Annotated in this window: 17 protein-coding genes; 8 read left to right on the forward strand and 9 right to left on the reverse strand. The window is 62.2% G+C overall.

Going from position 1 to position 15,900, the window contains the following annotated elements:
* The first annotated feature begins 153 nt into the window (after positions 1 to 153).
* Together ACEN84_RS13295 and ACEN84_RS13300 are read left to right on the forward strand one after the other, a co-directional pair.
* Positions 154 to 393 carry a type II toxin-antitoxin system ParD family antitoxin gene (locus ACEN84_RS13295; protein WP_112712845.1) on the forward strand — a complete coding sequence of 80 codons (240 nt, stop codon included), beginning with the start codon at positions 154 to 156 and terminating at the stop codon, positions 391 to 393.
* A gap of 5 nt (positions 394 to 398) precedes the next feature.
* Positions 399 to 701, forward strand: a complete 303-nt coding sequence (locus ACEN84_RS13300; RefSeq protein WP_413711110.1) for a type II toxin-antitoxin system RelE/ParE family toxin — start codon at positions 399 to 401, stop codon at positions 699 to 701.
* Positions 702 to 730: 29 nt separating this feature from the next.
* Here ACEN84_RS13300 and ACEN84_RS13305 read toward each other — a convergent pair whose 3' ends face one another.
* Positions 731 to 1,216 (reverse strand): peroxiredoxin, encoded by a 486-nt coding sequence (locus ACEN84_RS13305; protein ID WP_413711111.1) that lies wholly within the window; start codon positions 1,214 to 1,216, stop codon positions 731 to 733.
* A 67-nt stretch (positions 1,217 to 1,283) separates the two neighbouring features.
* Positions 1,284 to 2,126 (reverse strand): protein-disulfide reductase DsbD domain-containing protein, encoded by an 843-nt coding sequence (locus ACEN84_RS13310; RefSeq protein ID WP_413711112.1) that lies wholly within the window; start codon positions 2,124 to 2,126, stop codon positions 1,284 to 1,286.
* A gap of 143 nt (positions 2,127 to 2,269) precedes the next feature.
* Here ACEN84_RS13310 and ACEN84_RS13315 point away from each other — a divergent pair, with 143 nt between their 5' ends.
* From ACEN84_RS13315 to ACEN84_RS13325, 3 genes are all read left to right on the forward strand, one after another.
* Complete coding sequence (locus ACEN84_RS13315) at positions 2,270 to 2,875, forward strand: YqgE/AlgH family protein (protein ID WP_112712837.1); 606 nt, start codon at positions 2,270 to 2,272, stop codon at positions 2,873 to 2,875.
* A gap of 87 nt (positions 2,876 to 2,962) precedes the next feature.
* The gene (locus ACEN84_RS13320) at positions 2,963 to 3,154 is read left to right on the forward strand and encodes a CsbD family protein (RefSeq protein WP_413711113.1); all 192 of its coding nucleotides are present in this window, start codon (positions 2,963 to 2,965) and stop codon (positions 3,152 to 3,154) included.
* A gap of 82 nt (positions 3,155 to 3,236) precedes the next feature.
* The gene (locus tag ACEN84_RS13325) at positions 3,237 to 4,322 is read left to right on the forward strand and encodes a putative zinc-binding metallopeptidase (RefSeq protein WP_413711114.1); all 1,086 of its coding nucleotides are present in this window, start codon (positions 3,237 to 3,239) and stop codon (positions 4,320 to 4,322) included.
* Here ACEN84_RS13325 and ACEN84_RS13330 read toward each other — a convergent pair whose 3' ends face one another.
* Positions 4,323 to 4,895: a TetR/AcrR family transcriptional regulator gene (locus ACEN84_RS13330; RefSeq protein WP_112712831.1), complete on the reverse strand. Its 573-nt coding sequence runs from the start codon at positions 4,893 to 4,895 to the stop codon at positions 4,323 to 4,325.
* A 217-nt stretch (positions 4,896 to 5,112) separates the two neighbouring features.
* Between ACEN84_RS13330 and ACEN84_RS13335 the strand changes: the two genes are divergently transcribed.
* Positions 5,113 to 5,511: a RidA family protein gene (locus ACEN84_RS13335; RefSeq protein ID WP_413711115.1), complete on the forward strand. Its 399-nt coding sequence runs from the start codon at positions 5,113 to 5,115 to the stop codon at positions 5,509 to 5,511.
* Positions 5,512 to 5,573: 62 nt separating this feature from the next.
* On the opposite strand, the gene ACEN84_RS13340 is transcribed toward ACEN84_RS13335, so the two are convergent.
* From ACEN84_RS13340 to thrC, 5 genes are all read right to left on the reverse strand, one after another.
* On the reverse strand, positions 5,574 to 6,674 hold the full coding sequence (locus ACEN84_RS13340; RefSeq protein WP_413711116.1) for a porin: 1,101 nt from the start codon (positions 6,672 to 6,674) through the stop codon (positions 5,574 to 5,576).
* A gap of 277 nt (positions 6,675 to 6,951) precedes the next feature.
* The gene (locus tag ACEN84_RS13345) at positions 6,952 to 9,864 is read right to left on the reverse strand and encodes an EAL domain-containing protein (protein WP_413711117.1); all 2,913 of its coding nucleotides are present in this window, start codon (positions 9,862 to 9,864) and stop codon (positions 6,952 to 6,954) included.
* Positions 9,861 to 10,475, reverse strand: a complete 615-nt coding sequence (locus tag ACEN84_RS13350; RefSeq protein WP_112712823.1) for a GNAT family N-acetyltransferase — start codon at positions 10,473 to 10,475, stop codon at positions 9,861 to 9,863. Before ACEN84_RS13350 ends, ACEN84_RS13345 begins: the two co-directional genes overlap by 4 nt.
* 28 nt (positions 10,476 to 10,503) lie before the next feature.
* Positions 10,504 to 11,802: a M16 family metallopeptidase gene (locus tag ACEN84_RS13355; RefSeq protein ID WP_112712821.1), complete on the reverse strand. Its 1,299-nt coding sequence runs from the start codon at positions 11,800 to 11,802 to the stop codon at positions 10,504 to 10,506.
* 25 nt (positions 11,803 to 11,827) lie between these two features.
* Positions 11,828 to 13,219, reverse strand: coding sequence for a threonine synthase (thrC, locus tag ACEN84_RS13360; protein WP_413711118.1), 1,392 nt, complete (start codon positions 13,217 to 13,219; stop codon positions 11,828 to 11,830).
* Between the two features lie 207 nt (positions 13,220 to 13,426).
* Between thrC and ACEN84_RS13365 the strand changes: the two genes are divergently transcribed.
* Positions 13,427 to 14,125, forward strand: a complete 699-nt coding sequence (locus ACEN84_RS13365; RefSeq protein ID WP_199626802.1) for a hypothetical protein — start codon at positions 13,427 to 13,429, stop codon at positions 14,123 to 14,125.
* 58 nt (positions 14,126 to 14,183) lie between these two features.
* Positions 14,184 to 15,101: a diacylglycerol/lipid kinase family protein gene (locus ACEN84_RS13370; RefSeq protein ID WP_112712815.1), complete on the forward strand. Its 918-nt coding sequence runs from the start codon at positions 14,184 to 14,186 to the stop codon at positions 15,099 to 15,101.
* Here ACEN84_RS13370 and ACEN84_RS13375 read toward each other — a convergent pair whose 3' ends face one another.
* Entirely contained in the window at positions 15,102 to 15,791 is a 690-nt protein-coding gene (locus ACEN84_RS13375; protein WP_112712813.1) for an HAD family hydrolase, read from the reverse strand. It lies immediately after the preceding gene.
* Positions 15,792 to 15,900: the final 109 nt, after the last annotated feature.

Raw genomic sequence — 15,900 nt, forward strand, 5'->3', positions numbered from 1 at the left:
GGGTGAGGCATTGCAGGCTTTCTAAAATGTAATAACATTACTGTTATGTTGTAACGTTTATGGCAAAAGCGGGGCGGGTGCAAGCGTTCTACGGGATGCTATTTGTTGCGCATTTTTTGTTATCGCTTAGAATGCCGCCAAAGGAGCCCACCCATGAATGTGTCGATCGGAAAACGCTGGGAAGACTTCGTAGAGAAGGTCGTTGAGGACGGAAGGTATGGCTCAGCGAGCGAGGTCGTGCGCGAGGGACTTAGACTGGTGGAGGAGCGCGAGGCCAAGCTGGCGAGCTTGCGGCAAACGCTGGACGCGTCTATCGCCGCAGGTGGAGACGTAAGCGATGACGAGTTAGGCGCCGCGCTTGAAGCACGCCTTGTGGCATTGAGAGGCAAGTAAGATAGGTGGCCCGGCTCCGCTATCTGCAAAGCGCCAAGGCCGACATACTCTCGATCCTCGATTACGTCGAGCAGCAGGCGGGATGGCGAAGCGCTGAAAACCTAGTCTCCGCTTTGCGCCAGAGATGTAGGGACTTGGCAAATCTGCCGGGTCATATGGGCCGTCCTCGGCCCGAGCTTGGGAAAGATATCCGAAGCGCTACACTGGGCAACTACGTCATCTTCTTTCGTTATGTCGGTGACGTGTTGGAGGTGATCGACATCCTCGAAGGTCATCGCGATATCGATCACTTCTTCTTACGTGAATGACGGCGAACCCCAGTCCGCCGCCCCAATCCTCAAAGCTGCTCGATCATCGCAGCTGCACCCGAAACCGTTGCCTGGCCCGGGCTTTCCTCGACGTTGAGCGACTTCACGACGCCGTCTTCGACGAGCATCGAGTAGCGCTTGGAGCGGACGCCGAGGCCGCCGGCGGAGAGGTCGGCTTCGAGGCCGAGCGCCTTGGTGAAGTCGGCGTCCCAGTCGGCCAGGAAATGGATCTTGCCGGCGCCGCCGGACTGCTGTGCCCAGGCGCTCATCACGTGCCAGTCGTTGACGGCGACGACGGCGATGTCATCGACACCCTTGCCGAGAATGGTGTCGCGGTTTTCGAGATAGCCCGGCAGGTGGTTCAGCGAGCAGGTGGGCGTGAAGGCGCCGGGTACGGCGAAGAGCACGACGCGCTTGCCCTTGAACAGCTGCTCGGTCGAGATCTCGACCGGGCCGTCGGCGGTCTTTTCCTTGAAGGTGGCGGCCGGAAGCTTGTCGCCGATTGCGATGCTCATGAAACTCTCCTCGTTGAGATGATGAAGCGGCAGATGCCGCGGGGTCGGTGGGGACTATAGGAGCCGGTCACTCAAAGGCAAGCGGTGTCTCCATGGCGCGGCCACCGTCGATGACGAGCGCATGCCAGGTCTTGCCCTTGAGCGCATAGTTGCGCGGCAGTTTGCCGATCGCGACCGAGGTCGAGAAGGTCTTGCCGTCGCGCTTGCTCATCAGCTGCTTGGTGAAGACATAGCCGTTCGGCCCGGTGACGATCACCTGCGGCGCCGTGTCGCCGCCGCCGGGAAGGGCGATCTCCAGCCACAGCTCCTTCATGTCGGTAGACATCTTGTGCGATACGACCTGGAAGCCGGAAGAGGCCTGTTCGGGAAGGGCTTTCTCCGCCTGTTCCAGCAACGCCTCTTCCTCCGGGCGCGATTGCTTTGCGTCCGAAAGCGGCAGCTCGAAGGCCGCCTGAAAGGGCACGCAGAGTTCCTTGCAGATGCCGATGAAGGCGGTGGCTTTGATCGCGCCGGGCGCACCATCGCCGTCCGCCTTGAAGGTCAGCGGCAATACGACCGGGGCATCGTAGCCGATGTCGTCGACCTTGCCGTCGTTGATATGTTTCGGCACCGGATAGCGGATCTCCTTCAGCGTCACGCCGCTTTCGGGCGCCACGGTGATCTGCGGCGGAATACCGCTGCTGCCGCGCTCGCGCCAATAGGTGATCCAACCGGGTTTCGGCTCGATTTGCAGGCCGCCATGGATCGTTCCGTCGCGCTCTGGCGGCAGCGCAATCAGCCGCATCCGGCCGCCCTCGTTATCGACCCAGTCGCTCATTTCCGCCTGCGCGGCGGCTGCCAGGCTGAGGAGGGCTGCGGCAGAAAGACCGAGGCCGCGGATGATCCGGCGCGTAAAAGAAATAATCTTCATGGAACAAAGGTTTATCGAAAAGTGCTACAGGCTGCCATATGAGGAGTGATTCTAATTCTTCATTTTCGGTTGATTGATTTGTGACATTGCCCCATGTTTCCTGTGTCGGGGCCTTTTCACGCGGTCTGGCAGCAGGAGGAATTATGTCCTTATCGACGCTGAAGAACAGACGGGAACGCGGCTTTTTCGACGGGCAGTTCCTGATTGCCATGCCCGGCATGGAAGACAGGAATTTTGCGCGCACGGTGGTCTATATCTGCGCGCATTCCGATGCCGGGGCCATGGGCTTCGTCATCAACCGGCCGCAGAGCCTGACCTTTACCGACGTCCTGCTGCATCTCGAAATGATCAAGGACAGCGATTCCATCGTTCTTCCCGATCACGCCCGCGACTTCCCGATCCAGACCGGCGGCCCGGTTGAGAGCGGCCGTGGCTTCGTGCTGCATTCCGATGATTATCTGAGCGATTCCAGCATCCCCGTCAGCGACGATATCTGCCTGACGGCGACGCTCGATATCGTCCGCGCCATCTCCAAGGGCGGCGGTCCCAAGCGCGCCACCATGCTGCTCGGCTATTCCTCCTGGGGTGCCGGCCAGCTGGAAACCGAAGTCGGCAATAATGGCTGGCTAACCTGCGCGGCCAACGAAGCGCTGATCTTCGATCGCAGCCTCGATGACAAATACGAGCGGGCTCTGGCGGGCATGGGCGTCACGGCGGCGATGCTCTCTGCCGAAGCCGGCCACGCCTGACTTTCTTCGGAACGAATTCAGATAGCTGACGTTAGTCCTTCCGCAAGCCAGGGCAAGCTCGCCCCGGCGCGATAGGAGGCATCTGATATGGGTAGCACCAGCGACAAGATTTCCGGCAAGACCAACGAGATTGCAGGCAAGGCCAAGCAGGCTGCCGGCAAGATGACCGGCGACCGCAGCATGCAGGCCAAGGGCGCAGTCCAGGAAGGCAAGGGCAAGGCCCAGGTCGCGGCAGGCAAGGCCAAGGACAAGCTGAAGGACGCCGTCGACCGGATGTAAGCATCCTTCCATTTCCATGACACATGCCTGTTGCGCAGCGGCGCGGCAGGCATTTTTCGTCCGTTCGTGCCGGGGTGCTTCCATGAGACTTTTCGCTTGCGACAACTGTGATCAGGTCGTCCATTTCGACAATCGCCAATGCGTGCGCTGCAATCACCGCCTGGGCTTCCTGCCCGAGGATCTGGCGATGCACGCGCTGGAGCCGCGCGATGACGTGGCCTGGCAGCTGGTCGCGAGGCCGCAGAGGGCGGTGCGCTTCTGCGCCAATGCCGCTCTCGATATCTGCAACTGGCTGACCTCCGCCGATGATCCCAATCCCTTCTGCATTGCCTGCCGGCATAACCGGCTGGTGCCCAACACCAACACGCAGGACGGCATCGACCGCTGGCGCCGCATCAGCCAAGCGCAGCGCCATCTTTTCTATTCGCTGCTGCGCTGGCATCTGTCGCATCCCGACCGCGAGGAAGATCCGCAGGGCGGGCTGGTCTTCGACTTCCTGGAGGACGTGGTGCAGAACGACGGCAATGTCGTGCCCGCCATGACCGGCCACGAGGAGGGGCTGATCGCCATCCGCGCCGCCGAGGCCGACGATGTGACGCGCGAGCTGGCGCGCAACGCCATGGACGAACCCTACCGCACGCTGCTCGGCCACTTCCGCCACGAGACCGGGCATTTCATCTGGAACAAGCTGGTGCGTGACCGCAATGGCTTCGATGCCTTCCGCGCCGTCTTCGGCGACGAGCGCCAGGATTATGGCGCCGCCCTTCAGAACCACTATGCCAATGGCGCGCCGCTCGGCTGGCAGGAGAGCTTCATCAGCGCCTATGCCGCCTCCCATCCCTGGGAGGATTTCGCCGAGTGCTTCGCGCACTACCTGCATATCGTCGACACGCTGGAAACGGCGCGCGCCTTCGGCATCGCCATCGATCCGCGCGGTCACGAGGAGATGGCGGCGGAAGTCGATTTTCAGCCTTACAGAGCCAAGGATGCCGAACAGCTCGCCAGCGCCTGGATCCCGCTCAGCGTCGCCGTCAATGCCATCCAGCGCAGCATGGGCCAGCCGGATTCCTATCCCTTCGTGCTCTCGCCGCCCGTCATCGCCAAGCTCGATTATGTGCATGCCCTGATCCAGGGCGCCAATATGGAATGGCAGCGCGCGGCCGCCTGATCAGGCAGGCGTCTTCAGGAGGCCGCTGGCGAGCTGCTTGAACGCTTCGACGGCCTTCGCGAAGACCTCGGCGGAATCCTTTTCCGCGGCGATCCACAGCGCCGCATTCAGCGCCGCGCCGTTATAGAGGCGGGCGGCAGCTTCCGCATCGACAGGTTTGACCGTGCCTTCATCGATCAGCGCCTGGATCGTCGCCGCCGTCGTCGTCAGGCAGGCGTTCTGGCTCGGCCATTGCGAGGGATCGCCGAGAACGGCGGGACCGTCGAGCAGCATGATGCGCTGGATCTCCGGCTCGAGCGCCATCTCGATATAGGCGATCCCCTCGGCCAGAAAGCCCTCCCAGCGGGTCGGTGCCTGTTTCTGCGCGGCGCACATCCGCACCAGCATTTCCGCATCGATCTGGTCGATCACCGCCTGCAGCAGACCCTTTTTGTCGCCGAAATTATGATAGAGCGCGCCGCGCGTCAGCCCGGCCTCGGCGGTAAAATCGTCCATCGAGGATGCGGCATAACCCTTTGTCGCAAAAGCCTTCCGGCCCGCCTGGATAAGCTTGGCCCGGGTCTCTTCCATCATTTCAGCGCGGCGTTTTCCAACCACGGCACTCTCCTGAAATCGAACATACGCCCCGTATGCATATTGACATACGAGGCGTATGCAAACATATGCGCATACGGAGCGTATATCAAAATCGCTGCCACTTGTTAAGTGCGGACCTCACCACAGATCACCGTGCAAGGCCGGGCAGGCGCGTGTCTGCCCGCGGGGTCCGCTTTGTCATCAGGAGTTAGACATGACCAAACGCGAAGCAATCTTTCCAGCTGACCGCCACGCCCTCTACACCGCGCACCGCTATTCCGCGGCCGTGCGTTCAGGAGACCTGTTGTTCGTCTCCGGCCAGGTCGGCAGCCGCGCCGACGGTTCGCCGGAGCCGGATTATGAGCGCCAGGTGAAGCTCGCCTTCGAAAACCTCAATGCCGTGCTGAAAGCTGCCGGCGCCACGTTCGAGGACGTCATCGACGTCACCAGCTTTCACACCGATCCGCAAAACCAGTTCGAGACCTTCATGGCGATCCGCGAGACCTTTCTCGGCGAAGCGCCTTACCCCACCTGGACCGCCGTCGGCGTCAACTGGCTGGCGGGCTTCGATTTCGAGATCAAGGTGATCGCGCGGGTGCCGCAGTCTGCCTGAGTGGCAAAAGCAAAAGACCCGGCCTTGCGCCGGGTCTTTCTTTCACTGTGAAACAAGTCGTCTCAGAAATCACGTTCGAGGCGCACGAAGCCTTCGACGTAATGCGAGTCGTCGGTGCCCGGGAAGTCGTGGTTCTCGGCGACATAGGTGGCGGCAGTGTGCAGGGTCAGGTTGTCGACGATCTTGTAGTCGAGCGTCGCACCGGCACGCCACATGTTGCCGCCGTGATACTCGTCGTCGGCCTCACGAATTCGGCCGGCATATTGCACTTCCGGCGTGAAGGTGAACTTGTCGTTGATCTTCAGCGCATATTGCGCGATCACCGCCCATTCGCTGGCCTCGTAATAGGTGTTCGGACCGCTCGAATAAAGACCGGCAAGTTCAAACAGGCCGGGGCCAATTTCGGCACCGATGCGTGCTGTTACCGAGCCTTCCTGGGCATCTGCATCATAGCCGCCATAAACCTGCCAGGTGAAGCCTCCGGCCTTGCCACCGACCATGGCGTCGATGCCGAGACCGTTATTGTCGTTGTCGAAGTTGGAGCCGAGATCTTCAAATGACAGACCGGCATTGAAGCTGTCGCTGTCATATTCGTAGCGGATCGCGTTCCACTTGGTGTCGATACCGGTCATCAGGTCGGATTCACCGGAGAAGTCGTTATCCCACCAGCTCGCGAAGCGGCCGGCACGGAATCCGGCGAGATCGATATAAGCCTCGTCGATAAACATCGAGTCTTCGGTACCGAAAGCAGAGTTACCTGCACCGACGAACTCCGCACCCGATGAGCCGAAGGGGCCGCCCGAGAAGCGGTTCGCTTCGAGCACGATGCGGCTGGTCAGCGTGCCGTATTCGGTATCGCTCTTGGCGTCGAACGAGACGTGGGCACGGGTGTGGGTTTCCCAGTCCTCACCGCCACCGCCGCCCGGGCCGTTGTTGTCATAACCATCACCGGCGCCGAAGCCGACTTCGAAGCGCAGATAGCCGCCGATCTTCAGGCAGGTCTCGGTGCCCGGTATGTAGAAGTAGCCTGTTCCGTACGCGTCGCAGACGCGGACATATTCCACGGGTTCCGGCTCGGCCGCGACGATGGCGTCGGCAGCCTGGGCGCCGGAAACTGCTGCGAACGCAGCAGCGGAGCCGAGAAGAAGGCTCTTGATTTTCATGCTTGTCTCCGTTTCAGAGCCTGCCTTGCGGTTGGCTCGCATGTGGCGCGAGGCGTGCGGTGCCGCGAGGGGGACGCCGGAGAGGGAACGCGCCGATTGTCAACGGAAACAGTAAGACCGCGCGGAGCGGGTCTCGTCAATTATATGCTAAACGCACACGTATAAAAAAGTGGCAAAGCGCCTTAAACGTGACGCCTTTGCCACATCGTTCTGTCGCAATTTGCAACCATAGGGAATTGTATCGCCGAGCGAATTCCCGCGAAAAGATACTCTCGGCTCAAGCCCGCTTCGTCAGCGGAAAGCGTTCCTTCAGCAGCCGCAGAACCGATTCCGACGGCATCGGCGGGCCGAAGAGGTAGCTCTGGCCGTAGCTGCAGCCCATCTTCGCCAGCTCGATCGCATCCTCGTTGGACTCGATCCCTTCGGCCACCACCTTCATGTCGAGTTCGCGGGCCATGTTGATGACCGAGCGCAGGATGGTCGCCTTCTTGTCGCTGTCGTCGCGCACCAGCGCCTTGTCAAGCTTGATCGTATCGAACGGGAAGCGCGTGAGATAGGAGAGGGAGGAGTAGCCGGTGCCGAAATCGTCGAGCGCCAGGCCGAGACCAGCTTCCTTGAGCTTCTGCAGCACCAGGCGCGCCTGTTCCGGGTTCTCCATCACCATCGACTCCGTCAGCTCCAGCTTCAGGCGCGAGGGTTCGCAATGCGTCTTGGCAAGCACCGAACGCACGTCGTCATAGAGTTCGTTGTTGAGCAGCTGGACGCTGGAGAGATTGATCGAAACGAAGATCGGCAATTCACCGGTCTGGTTTTGCCAGCCCATCAGGTCGTTGGTCGCCTGCTCGAGCGCGAATAGGCCGAGCGGGCCGATAATGTCGGAGGCTTCGGCGATCGGGATGAATTCCGATGGCGGGATATTGCCGCGCTTCGGATGCTCCCAGCGCATCAGCGCCTCGAAACCGGCGATCTCGACATTCTCCAGCCCGGCGATCGGCTGATAGACCATCGACAGCTCCTTGCGCTCGATGGCGCGGCGCAGGTCGGATTCCAGCTGCAGACGGTCGGCGCCGAAATCGCGGAAGGCGGGGCGGAACGGCTCGACGCGATTGCCGCCGGCGCGTTTGGCGCGATACATCGCAAGCTCGGCATCGCTCAGCATGCCCGATGCGTTTTCCTGCTGGTCCACCCAGGAGGCGAGGCCGATCGAAGCGGTCAGGATGATCTCGCGGTTCGAGAAGTTGATCGGCACCATGATCGCCTTGCTGATCGCATCGGCAAAATCGGCAATCTTCGCCGGATCGCGTTCCGAGACCAGGATCAGGCCGAACTGGTCGCCGGCAAGGCGCGCCAGCGTATCCTGCTGCTTCAAGAGGCGGCGAAGGCGGCGCGTCAACGCGATCAGGATGTTGTCGCCGGCAGCAACGCCGAGCGCGTCGTTGACCAGCTTGTAGCGGTCGATATCGATCACCATTACCGTCGGCCGCAGCGTCTCGCCGGAAGGCGCCAGCGCCAGAACGGATTGCAGGCGGTCGAGGAACAGCTGGCGGTTCGGCAGGCCGGTCAGGTTGTCGTGCAGCGCGTCATGGAGCAGCCGCTCGACGGAGTTCTTCTGTTCCGTGACATCGACGATCGTGCCGACGCAGCGGATGATCTCGCCGTTGGAGCCGAGCACCGGCCGGGCGCGGATCAACAGCCAATGGAAATGGCCGTCCTCGGCGCGGATGCGGAATTCGTGGTTCAGGCGCCCGCGGCGATGCTCGAGCAGAACGTCGAGCGTGGCGCGGAAGCGGTCGCGATCGTCAGGATGCAGCCGCGGCAGCCAGTTGCGCGCCGCCCCATGCATGGTTCCCGGCGAAAGCCCGAGCTTGACGGACACATCGGGGATGGTGACGACGCGGTCGCGCGCCACGTCCCAGTCCCAGACCATGTCGCCGGAGCCGGTCAGCGCCAGCGACTGCCGCTCCAGATCGGAGAACAGCCCCTGCTGGAAGGCGCCGCCTGCAAAGGCGTGCTGCATGACGGTGAAGCCGATCAGCAGCACGATGAGGACGAGGCCGCCGCCGAGCGCGGGCTGGATGATGTCGTTGTCGAGCCGGCCGGTGATCGTCAGCCACGCCCCGAAGATCCAGACGAGGATCAGCGCCCAGGCAGGCACGAGCAGGATCGCGCGGTCATAGCGGTTGAGGCCGAGATAGACGATCAGCACCAGGCCCATCGTCGCCGTCAGCGCGAAGGACAGGCGGGCGATACCGGCGGCGATCGACGGATCGTAGATCGCCACGCCGAAGAGCAGGGCGAGACCAAGCACCCAGGCAAGCGTCGCGTAGCCGAGATGCGTGTGCCATCGGTTGAGGTTCAGATAGGTGAACAGGAAGATCACGAAACTCGAGGCCAGCGCCACTTCCGCGCAGGCGCGCCATATTCGCTGGTCTGCCGAAGCGATGCTGATCAGTTTCCCGAGAAAGCCGAAGTCAACGCAGATATAGCCGAGCACCGCCCAGGCGAGCGCGGCCGTCGCCGGCAGCATCGAGGTTCCCTTGACGACGAACAGGATGGTCAGGAACACCGCCAGCAGACCGGCAATGCCGAGCACGATGCCGCGATAGAGCGTGAAGGCGTTGATCGTGTCCTTGTAGGCGTCGGGTTCCCAGAGATAGATCTGCGGCAGATCGGGGCTGGTGAGCTCGGCGACGAAGGTGATGACGGCGCCCGGGTTCAGCGTGATGCGGAAGACGTCGGCCTCGTCGCTCGGCTGCCGGTCGAGCGCAAAGCCCTCGCTCGGCGTGATTGCCATGATGCGCTGCGAGCCGAGATCCGGCCAGAAAAGCTTGGAATTGACGAGGCGGAAATGCGGGGCGACGATGACGCGCTCCAGCTGCTCTTCCGAAAGGTTGGCAAGTGCGAATACCGCCCAGTCGCCCTGGTGGTTGTCCGAGCTGGCACGTACCTCAATACGCCGCCGGATACCATCGGCACCGGCTGCGGTGGAAACCTGGAAGGCTTCCCCCTGGTTGGCATAGATTTCAGTGGTCTTGGTCAGGTCGAGCGCCGTGTCGTCACGCGAAATCTTGACCGGTTCAGCCGCATGCGCGGTGCCTGCAGCCAGCGCAAGCACCGACAGGAAGAAGGCTGCGATCACCGCGATCAATCGGCCGGACGGTGATGTGTGCAGCATGCGGTTCGTGGTCATCGGCTGTCGGTTTTCCTGCCTGTATCCGGATCGGTGGCGAGCAGTGAAAACATCACATGATCATGCCACTGACCGTTTATTTTCAAGTATCCGCGCAGATAGCCTTCCCGCTGAAACCCGGCTTTTTCAAGCAGGCGAATGCTCCGTGCGTTGTCTGGAATACAGGCTGCTTCGATACGGTGCAACTCAAGCCCTGCGAAGATATAGGGTATAACCAACTGAAGTGCGGCGAACATATGGCCCTGGCCGGCGTGCTTCTCGCCCATCCAGTAGCCGATCATGCAGCTTTGCGCCGCCCCGCGGCGGATATAGCCGATGGTGATGCCGCCGAGCAGTTCCATCTCGGGCTTGGAAAACAGGAAGAGTGGGATCGCCTGTCCGGAAGCATATTCCTGCTTGCCGCGGATGACGCGGGCGCGGAAGGCGCCCTCCGTCAGTTCGTCTCGCCGCCAGGTCGGCTCCCAGGGTTCCAGGAACCGGCGGCTGTCCGAGCGCAGCCTGTGCCACTGGTTGAAGTCCTGATAGCGGGGCAGCCGCAGGGCATAGCGGCTGTTTTCCAGCTCGACTGCTTCCGGCTGCCGCGACAGGAACCGAAAAACCGATTTGGGCATCGATCACTCCCGGCGGGCTGAAAGCGGTCTAGCGGCTTGCTTGCTTGGACTGCGGCACCGTGGCGGAAAGCGATGCGGCGATGTCTTCCATCGGGGCAAGCTGCTCCAGCGGGCCGATCGCCGAAAGCGTCGGAACGGTATCGAAGAACAGCCGGCCGGCGAGGTCGGTGAGGCGCTCGACGGTGATGCCTTCGAGGCGTTCCATCATCTCCTGGTTGGAGATCGGGCGGCCGTAAAGCATCATCTGGCGGGCGATCTGACCGGCGCGGGCGGCCGGGCTTTCCTGGCCCATGAGAAGCTGGGCGCGGATCTGGGCGCGGGCGCGCTCGATTTCCTTCTGCTCGATCGAGGATGCCGACTTGTGCAGCTCGTCGATGATGACGGGCACCAGTTCCGGCAGGTTCTCGCCGCCGGTCGCGGCATGGATGCCGAAGATGCCGGTGTCGGAAAAGCCCCAGTGGAAGGCATAGATCGAGTAGCAAAGGCCGCGGATTTCGCGCACTTCCTGGAACAGGCGGGAGGACATGCCGCCGCCGAGGATATTGGCGAGGATCTGCGAACAGTAGAAGTCGCGGGCGTGATAGGCCTTGCCCTCGAAGCCGAGCAGGATCTGCGCGTCCATCAGGTCGCGCGTCTCGCGCACGTTGCCGCCGATATAGCGGGCGGGCTCCATGACGGGCGGGGCGCTCGGCGAGGTCGGCAGGCTGGCGAAGCGCTGCTCCACCATCTTCACGAATTCGTCGTGCTTTACGGCACCGGCCGCGACGACGAACATGCGGTCCGTCGTATAGTTGCGGCTGAGATAGGTGCGGATCTGCTGCGGCGAGAAGGAGACGACGGTCTCCGGCGTGCCGAGGATCGGCCGGCCGAGCGTCTGGTCGCGATAGGCGGTCTCCGAGAACTTGTCGAAGACCACGTCGTCGGGCGTGTCGTTGGCGGCGTTGATTTCCTGCAGGATGACCTGCTTTTCGCGCTCCAGCTCATCTTCCTCGAAAGCCGATTCCGTCAGGATGTCGGCGAGGATATCGATGGCGAGCGGCACGTGATCCTTGAGGACACGGGCGTAATAGGAGGTGGTTTCGGTCGATGTCGCGGCGTTCACTTCGCCGCCGACATCCTCGATTTCTTCGGCGATATCGCGCGCCGAGCGGCGTGCGGTTCCCTTGAAAGCCATGTGTTCGAGCAGGTGGGCGATGCCATGCTCGTCTTCCGTCTCGTTGCGCGAACCTGATTTGATCCAGACCCCGAGCGCGGCACTTTCAAGGTGCGGCATGGTCTGGGTCACTACTGTCAGCCCGGATTTGAGCCGGGTGCACTCAACTGTCATTGGCTATCTTTCTGCGCCTGCCGAATTACGTCCGGGCATGCTTGCCGATAAAGCTTTCAACGGCCTTAAGTTCCGGATCGATGACTTGGAAGCGCTCCTCCTTAAGCATCAGATCAGCAAGCCACGTCGGGAGCGCCGGGTCAATACCGGAGGCGGATTTTACGGCCGCCGGGAACTTAGCCGGGTGGGCTGTCGCCAGCGTCACCATCGGCGTGTTCGGCTTCTCGTGCTTGGCGGCAACGAAGACGCCAATCGCCGAATGCGGATCAAGCAGATAGCCGGTTTTTGCAAGCGTTTCCTTGATCGTCTGGGCAACCTGCTTCTCGCTGGCGCGGCCGGCACGGAAGTCCTTCTTGATGGCGGCAAGCGCCTTCGAGGAGATCTCGAAACCGTTCGATTGCTTCAGGCTGTCCATTGCATGGCGCACCTTCGAGGCGTCGCGGTCATAAGCTTCGAACAGCAGGCGTTCGAAGTTCGACGAGATCTGGATATCCATCGAAGGAGAGGTGGTCGCCTTGACCTCCTTCATGTCGTAGCGGCCGGTCTTCATCGTCCGAGCCAGGATGTCGTTCTCGTTGGTGGCGATGACCAGCTTGCCGATCGGCAGACCCATCTTCTTGGCGGCGTAACCGGCAAAGATATCCCCGAAATTCCCCGTCGGTACGGTGAACGAGATCTTCCGGTCCGGACCGCCGAGCGCAACCGAGGTCGTGAAGTAATAGACGATCTGGGCCATGATGCGCGCCCAGTTGATCGAGTTGACGCCGGACAGCTTCACCTTGTCGCGGAAGGCGCCGTCGTTGAACATCGCCTTCACGAGGTTCTGGCAGTCATCGAAATTGCCGTTGACGGCGAGCGCGTGAACGTTCGGCGAGGTTGAGGTCGTCATCTGGCGCTGCTGCACCGGCGAAACCTTGCCATGCGGGAAGAGGATAAAGATGTCGGTGCGCTCGCGCCCGGCAAAGGCGTCGATCGCAGCGCCGCCCGTGTCGCCCGAGGTGGCGCCGACGATGGTGGCGCGCTCGCCGCGCTTCTCCAGCGCATAGTCCATCAGGCGTGCGAGCAGCTGCATCGCCACATCCTTGAAGGCGAGCGTCGTGCCGTGGAAGAGCTCCATCACGAAGCTGTTCGGGCCGGTCTGCACCAGCGGCGCGATCGCCGGGTGGCGGAAGGTGCCGTAGGCCTCGTCGATCATGGCGCGGAACGTGTCGGCCGGAATTTCGCCATTGGTGAAGGGCGAGAGAATCGTGAACGCGATCTCCTGATAGCTCTTGCCGCGCAGCGCCCGGATGTCCTTCTTGGAGAAGTGCGGCCATTCACGCGGAACATAGAGACCGCCGTCGCGGGCAAGACCCGTCAGAAGCGCATCGCAAAAGCCGAGGGAAGGGGCTTCGCCGCGGGTCGAGATATAGTCCACGTTCTTCATCCTTGACGTTATGGCCGGAGGAAATCCGGAGAAGGAAAGCAAGCCCCCGGAATGATGCGGGCTGAAATGTGCATCAAAACGGTGCTTACCCAATCGATTTTTCTTTGCGCCGCTGATATAGACCATCGCAAACTGTGACGAAAGGCCTTGCAAACGCGACTTCGGGCCTGCCAAAAAACTTTGTAAGAGGGTGGAATAATCGTGTTCGGCAAAGTCTCGCGTCTCATCGTTTCCGCATCGTTGGCCGCTCTTCTCGCAAGCTGCAATTCCCTTGGAATGGGCGGCGACAGCAAGCCGGCAGAGACCCCGGCGCAGCCGAGCGGCAATGCCCAGATCATGCCGATGGCGCCGCAGAACCCGTCTTCCAACGACCCCTCGATCGGCACCGCCACCAACGCTTCCGGCAATGTCCAGCGCGTCGTTCAGGGCGCCTGCCCACAGATTTACATGCGTGATCAGGACGCGATCTTCCGCACCTATGCCAAGGGCGGCAAGAAGCCTGTCGTCAACAGCGCCGCCGGCCAGCAGGATACGCAGCCGACCGACCAGATCGTCTATCAGGCCTCCTTCGCCGATTACACGCGCCAGTGCACGCTGAACGACCAGAACCTGACGATGACCATCGTCGCGCAGATTCGCGTGCTCGCCGGTCCGGCCGGCGGTTCCGGCACTGTGTCGCTGCCGATCCGCATCAGCGCCGTCGATAGCCAGGGTGCGATCAACAGCGAAACCGTGCCCTTCACCGCGCAGATCCCGCCCGGCCAGACCTCGACGCAGGTTCTCTTCCGCCACGACGGCTTCAAGCTGCCGGTCGGCTCGGGCGCGCTGGTGCGCGTCAATATCGGCTTCGATCAGGGCAACGCCCCGAAGACCAAGAAGAAAGCCAAGAGCTCGTAAAGCGCCGCTTGTTTCGGCCCTCCCGTCATGCTTCTGTCATGTCGGGAGAGATTAGATCGTGAAAATCGGCATCGTTCTCAATCCGGCGTCCGGAAGGCGGGGCAGGCGGCTGTTCTGGTCCGCGTTGCGGCGTGCGCTCGAGGCACGCTCGGCCGATATCAGCCTGCGTGAGACCAAGGGTTTCGGCGATGCCGAAAGGCATGGACGTGAGCTCGCCGAAGATGGTTGCGACCTGGTGCTCGCCGTCGGCGGCGATGGCACGGTCGGCGAGGTCGCGGGCGGCATCCTGCGCTCGCATCGCCCGGGCGCCGTCTTCTCCTTCATCCCGACAGGCACCGGCTGCGATTTCGCCCGCAATTTCAAGATCCCGCGTGAACCCGCCAGGATCGCCGAGCATCTCGTCACCGCGCCGGTGCGATCGGTCGATGCCGGTTTGCTCACCTGCGAGACCGAAGATGGCCTGACCTGCACCCGGCACTTCATCAATATCGCGAGCTTCGGCGTCTCCGGCGAGATCGTCCGCGCCGTCAACGAGGCGCGCCGCGGCCGCAAGCTGCCGGGGCGGATGGTGTTCTTCTATCACAGCCTCCGGGAGATCCTGCGCTACAAGCCGCTCAGCATCCGCCTGCGCCTCGATGGCGAGGATGTCTATGACGGTCCGGTCACCGCTGTCGCGATCGCCAACGGCGCCTGGTTCGGCGGCGGCATGAAGGTGGCGCCGGAGGCTGATGTCGCCGACGGCGTCTTCGATGTGGTGATCATCAAGGGGGCGGCGCGGCTCAAGGTGCTGACGCTGATGAACAGCATCTATAGCGGCCGTCACGTGAAAAGCCCGCTGGTCAGCACCCACCGGGCCCGGCTCGTCGAGGTCTGGCCGGCGGGCGAGCCGGCATCCATCGACAGCGATGGCGAGGCGCCGGGCCATATCCCGGCGCGTTTCGAGGTGCTGCCCGGGGCAGTCAACCTCCTCGTCTGATCAGAGCACGCCTTCCCATTCGGAAAGTGCTGCAACGACGCCCGGCAGATCGCTCATCCGCGAAATTACCGTTTCGGCGCCGGCATCGGTCAGATGGTCGGCATGCGAGGGATAGCTGTGCGAAGCGCCGGTAAAGCCGATGACCCGCATGCCGGCACTGCGCGCCGCATGGACGCCGTGGATCGAATCTTCGACGACGACGGTGCGCGACGGCGAAACGCCGAGCTTTTCCGCGCCATGCAGGAAGATATCCGGCTTCGGCTTGACGCGATCCGGCCCAAGATCCTTGGCCGAGAAGATATGCGGCGCAAACAGCGGCTTGAGGCCGACTTTGCCGAGCATCATGTCGAGACGGTGGGAGCTGGAATTGGAGCAGATGCAGCGCTTCAGCGGCAGCTTCGAAACCGCAGCCTCGACACCGGCGATCGCCTGCACTTCGCTTTCGAGCTTCAGGTCGAGCAGCTTCTCGGACTTGTCGAGCAGCGAGGCGGAAAGCGGAATGCTCGCCTCCTTCTCGACCTGCAGCAGGATGTTCTTCCAGGTCATGCCGGCAAAACGCTCGGCCATTTCCTCGGGGCTGATCGGATAACCGGCTTCAGTCAGAAGCCCGGACTCGACTTGCGCCGCAATGATTTCGGAATCGACCAGAACGCCGTCGCAGTCGAAGATAATAAGGTCGAAGCCTTGCATATTCTTCCAGCCTTGTTTGGGGACGCCGCCGTTTACACGATGGAACGGAAAATCTCAACGGGCAGGGCGGCATGGCTGCGATGCGCGCTGTGGGCGGCTGTGTTCAGGC

The sequence above is a fragment of the Rhizobium sp. Rhizsp82 genome (genome assembly GCF_047325115.1).
In the GTDB taxonomy this organism is placed as follows: domain Bacteria; phylum Pseudomonadota; class Alphaproteobacteria; order Rhizobiales; family Rhizobiaceae; genus Rhizobium.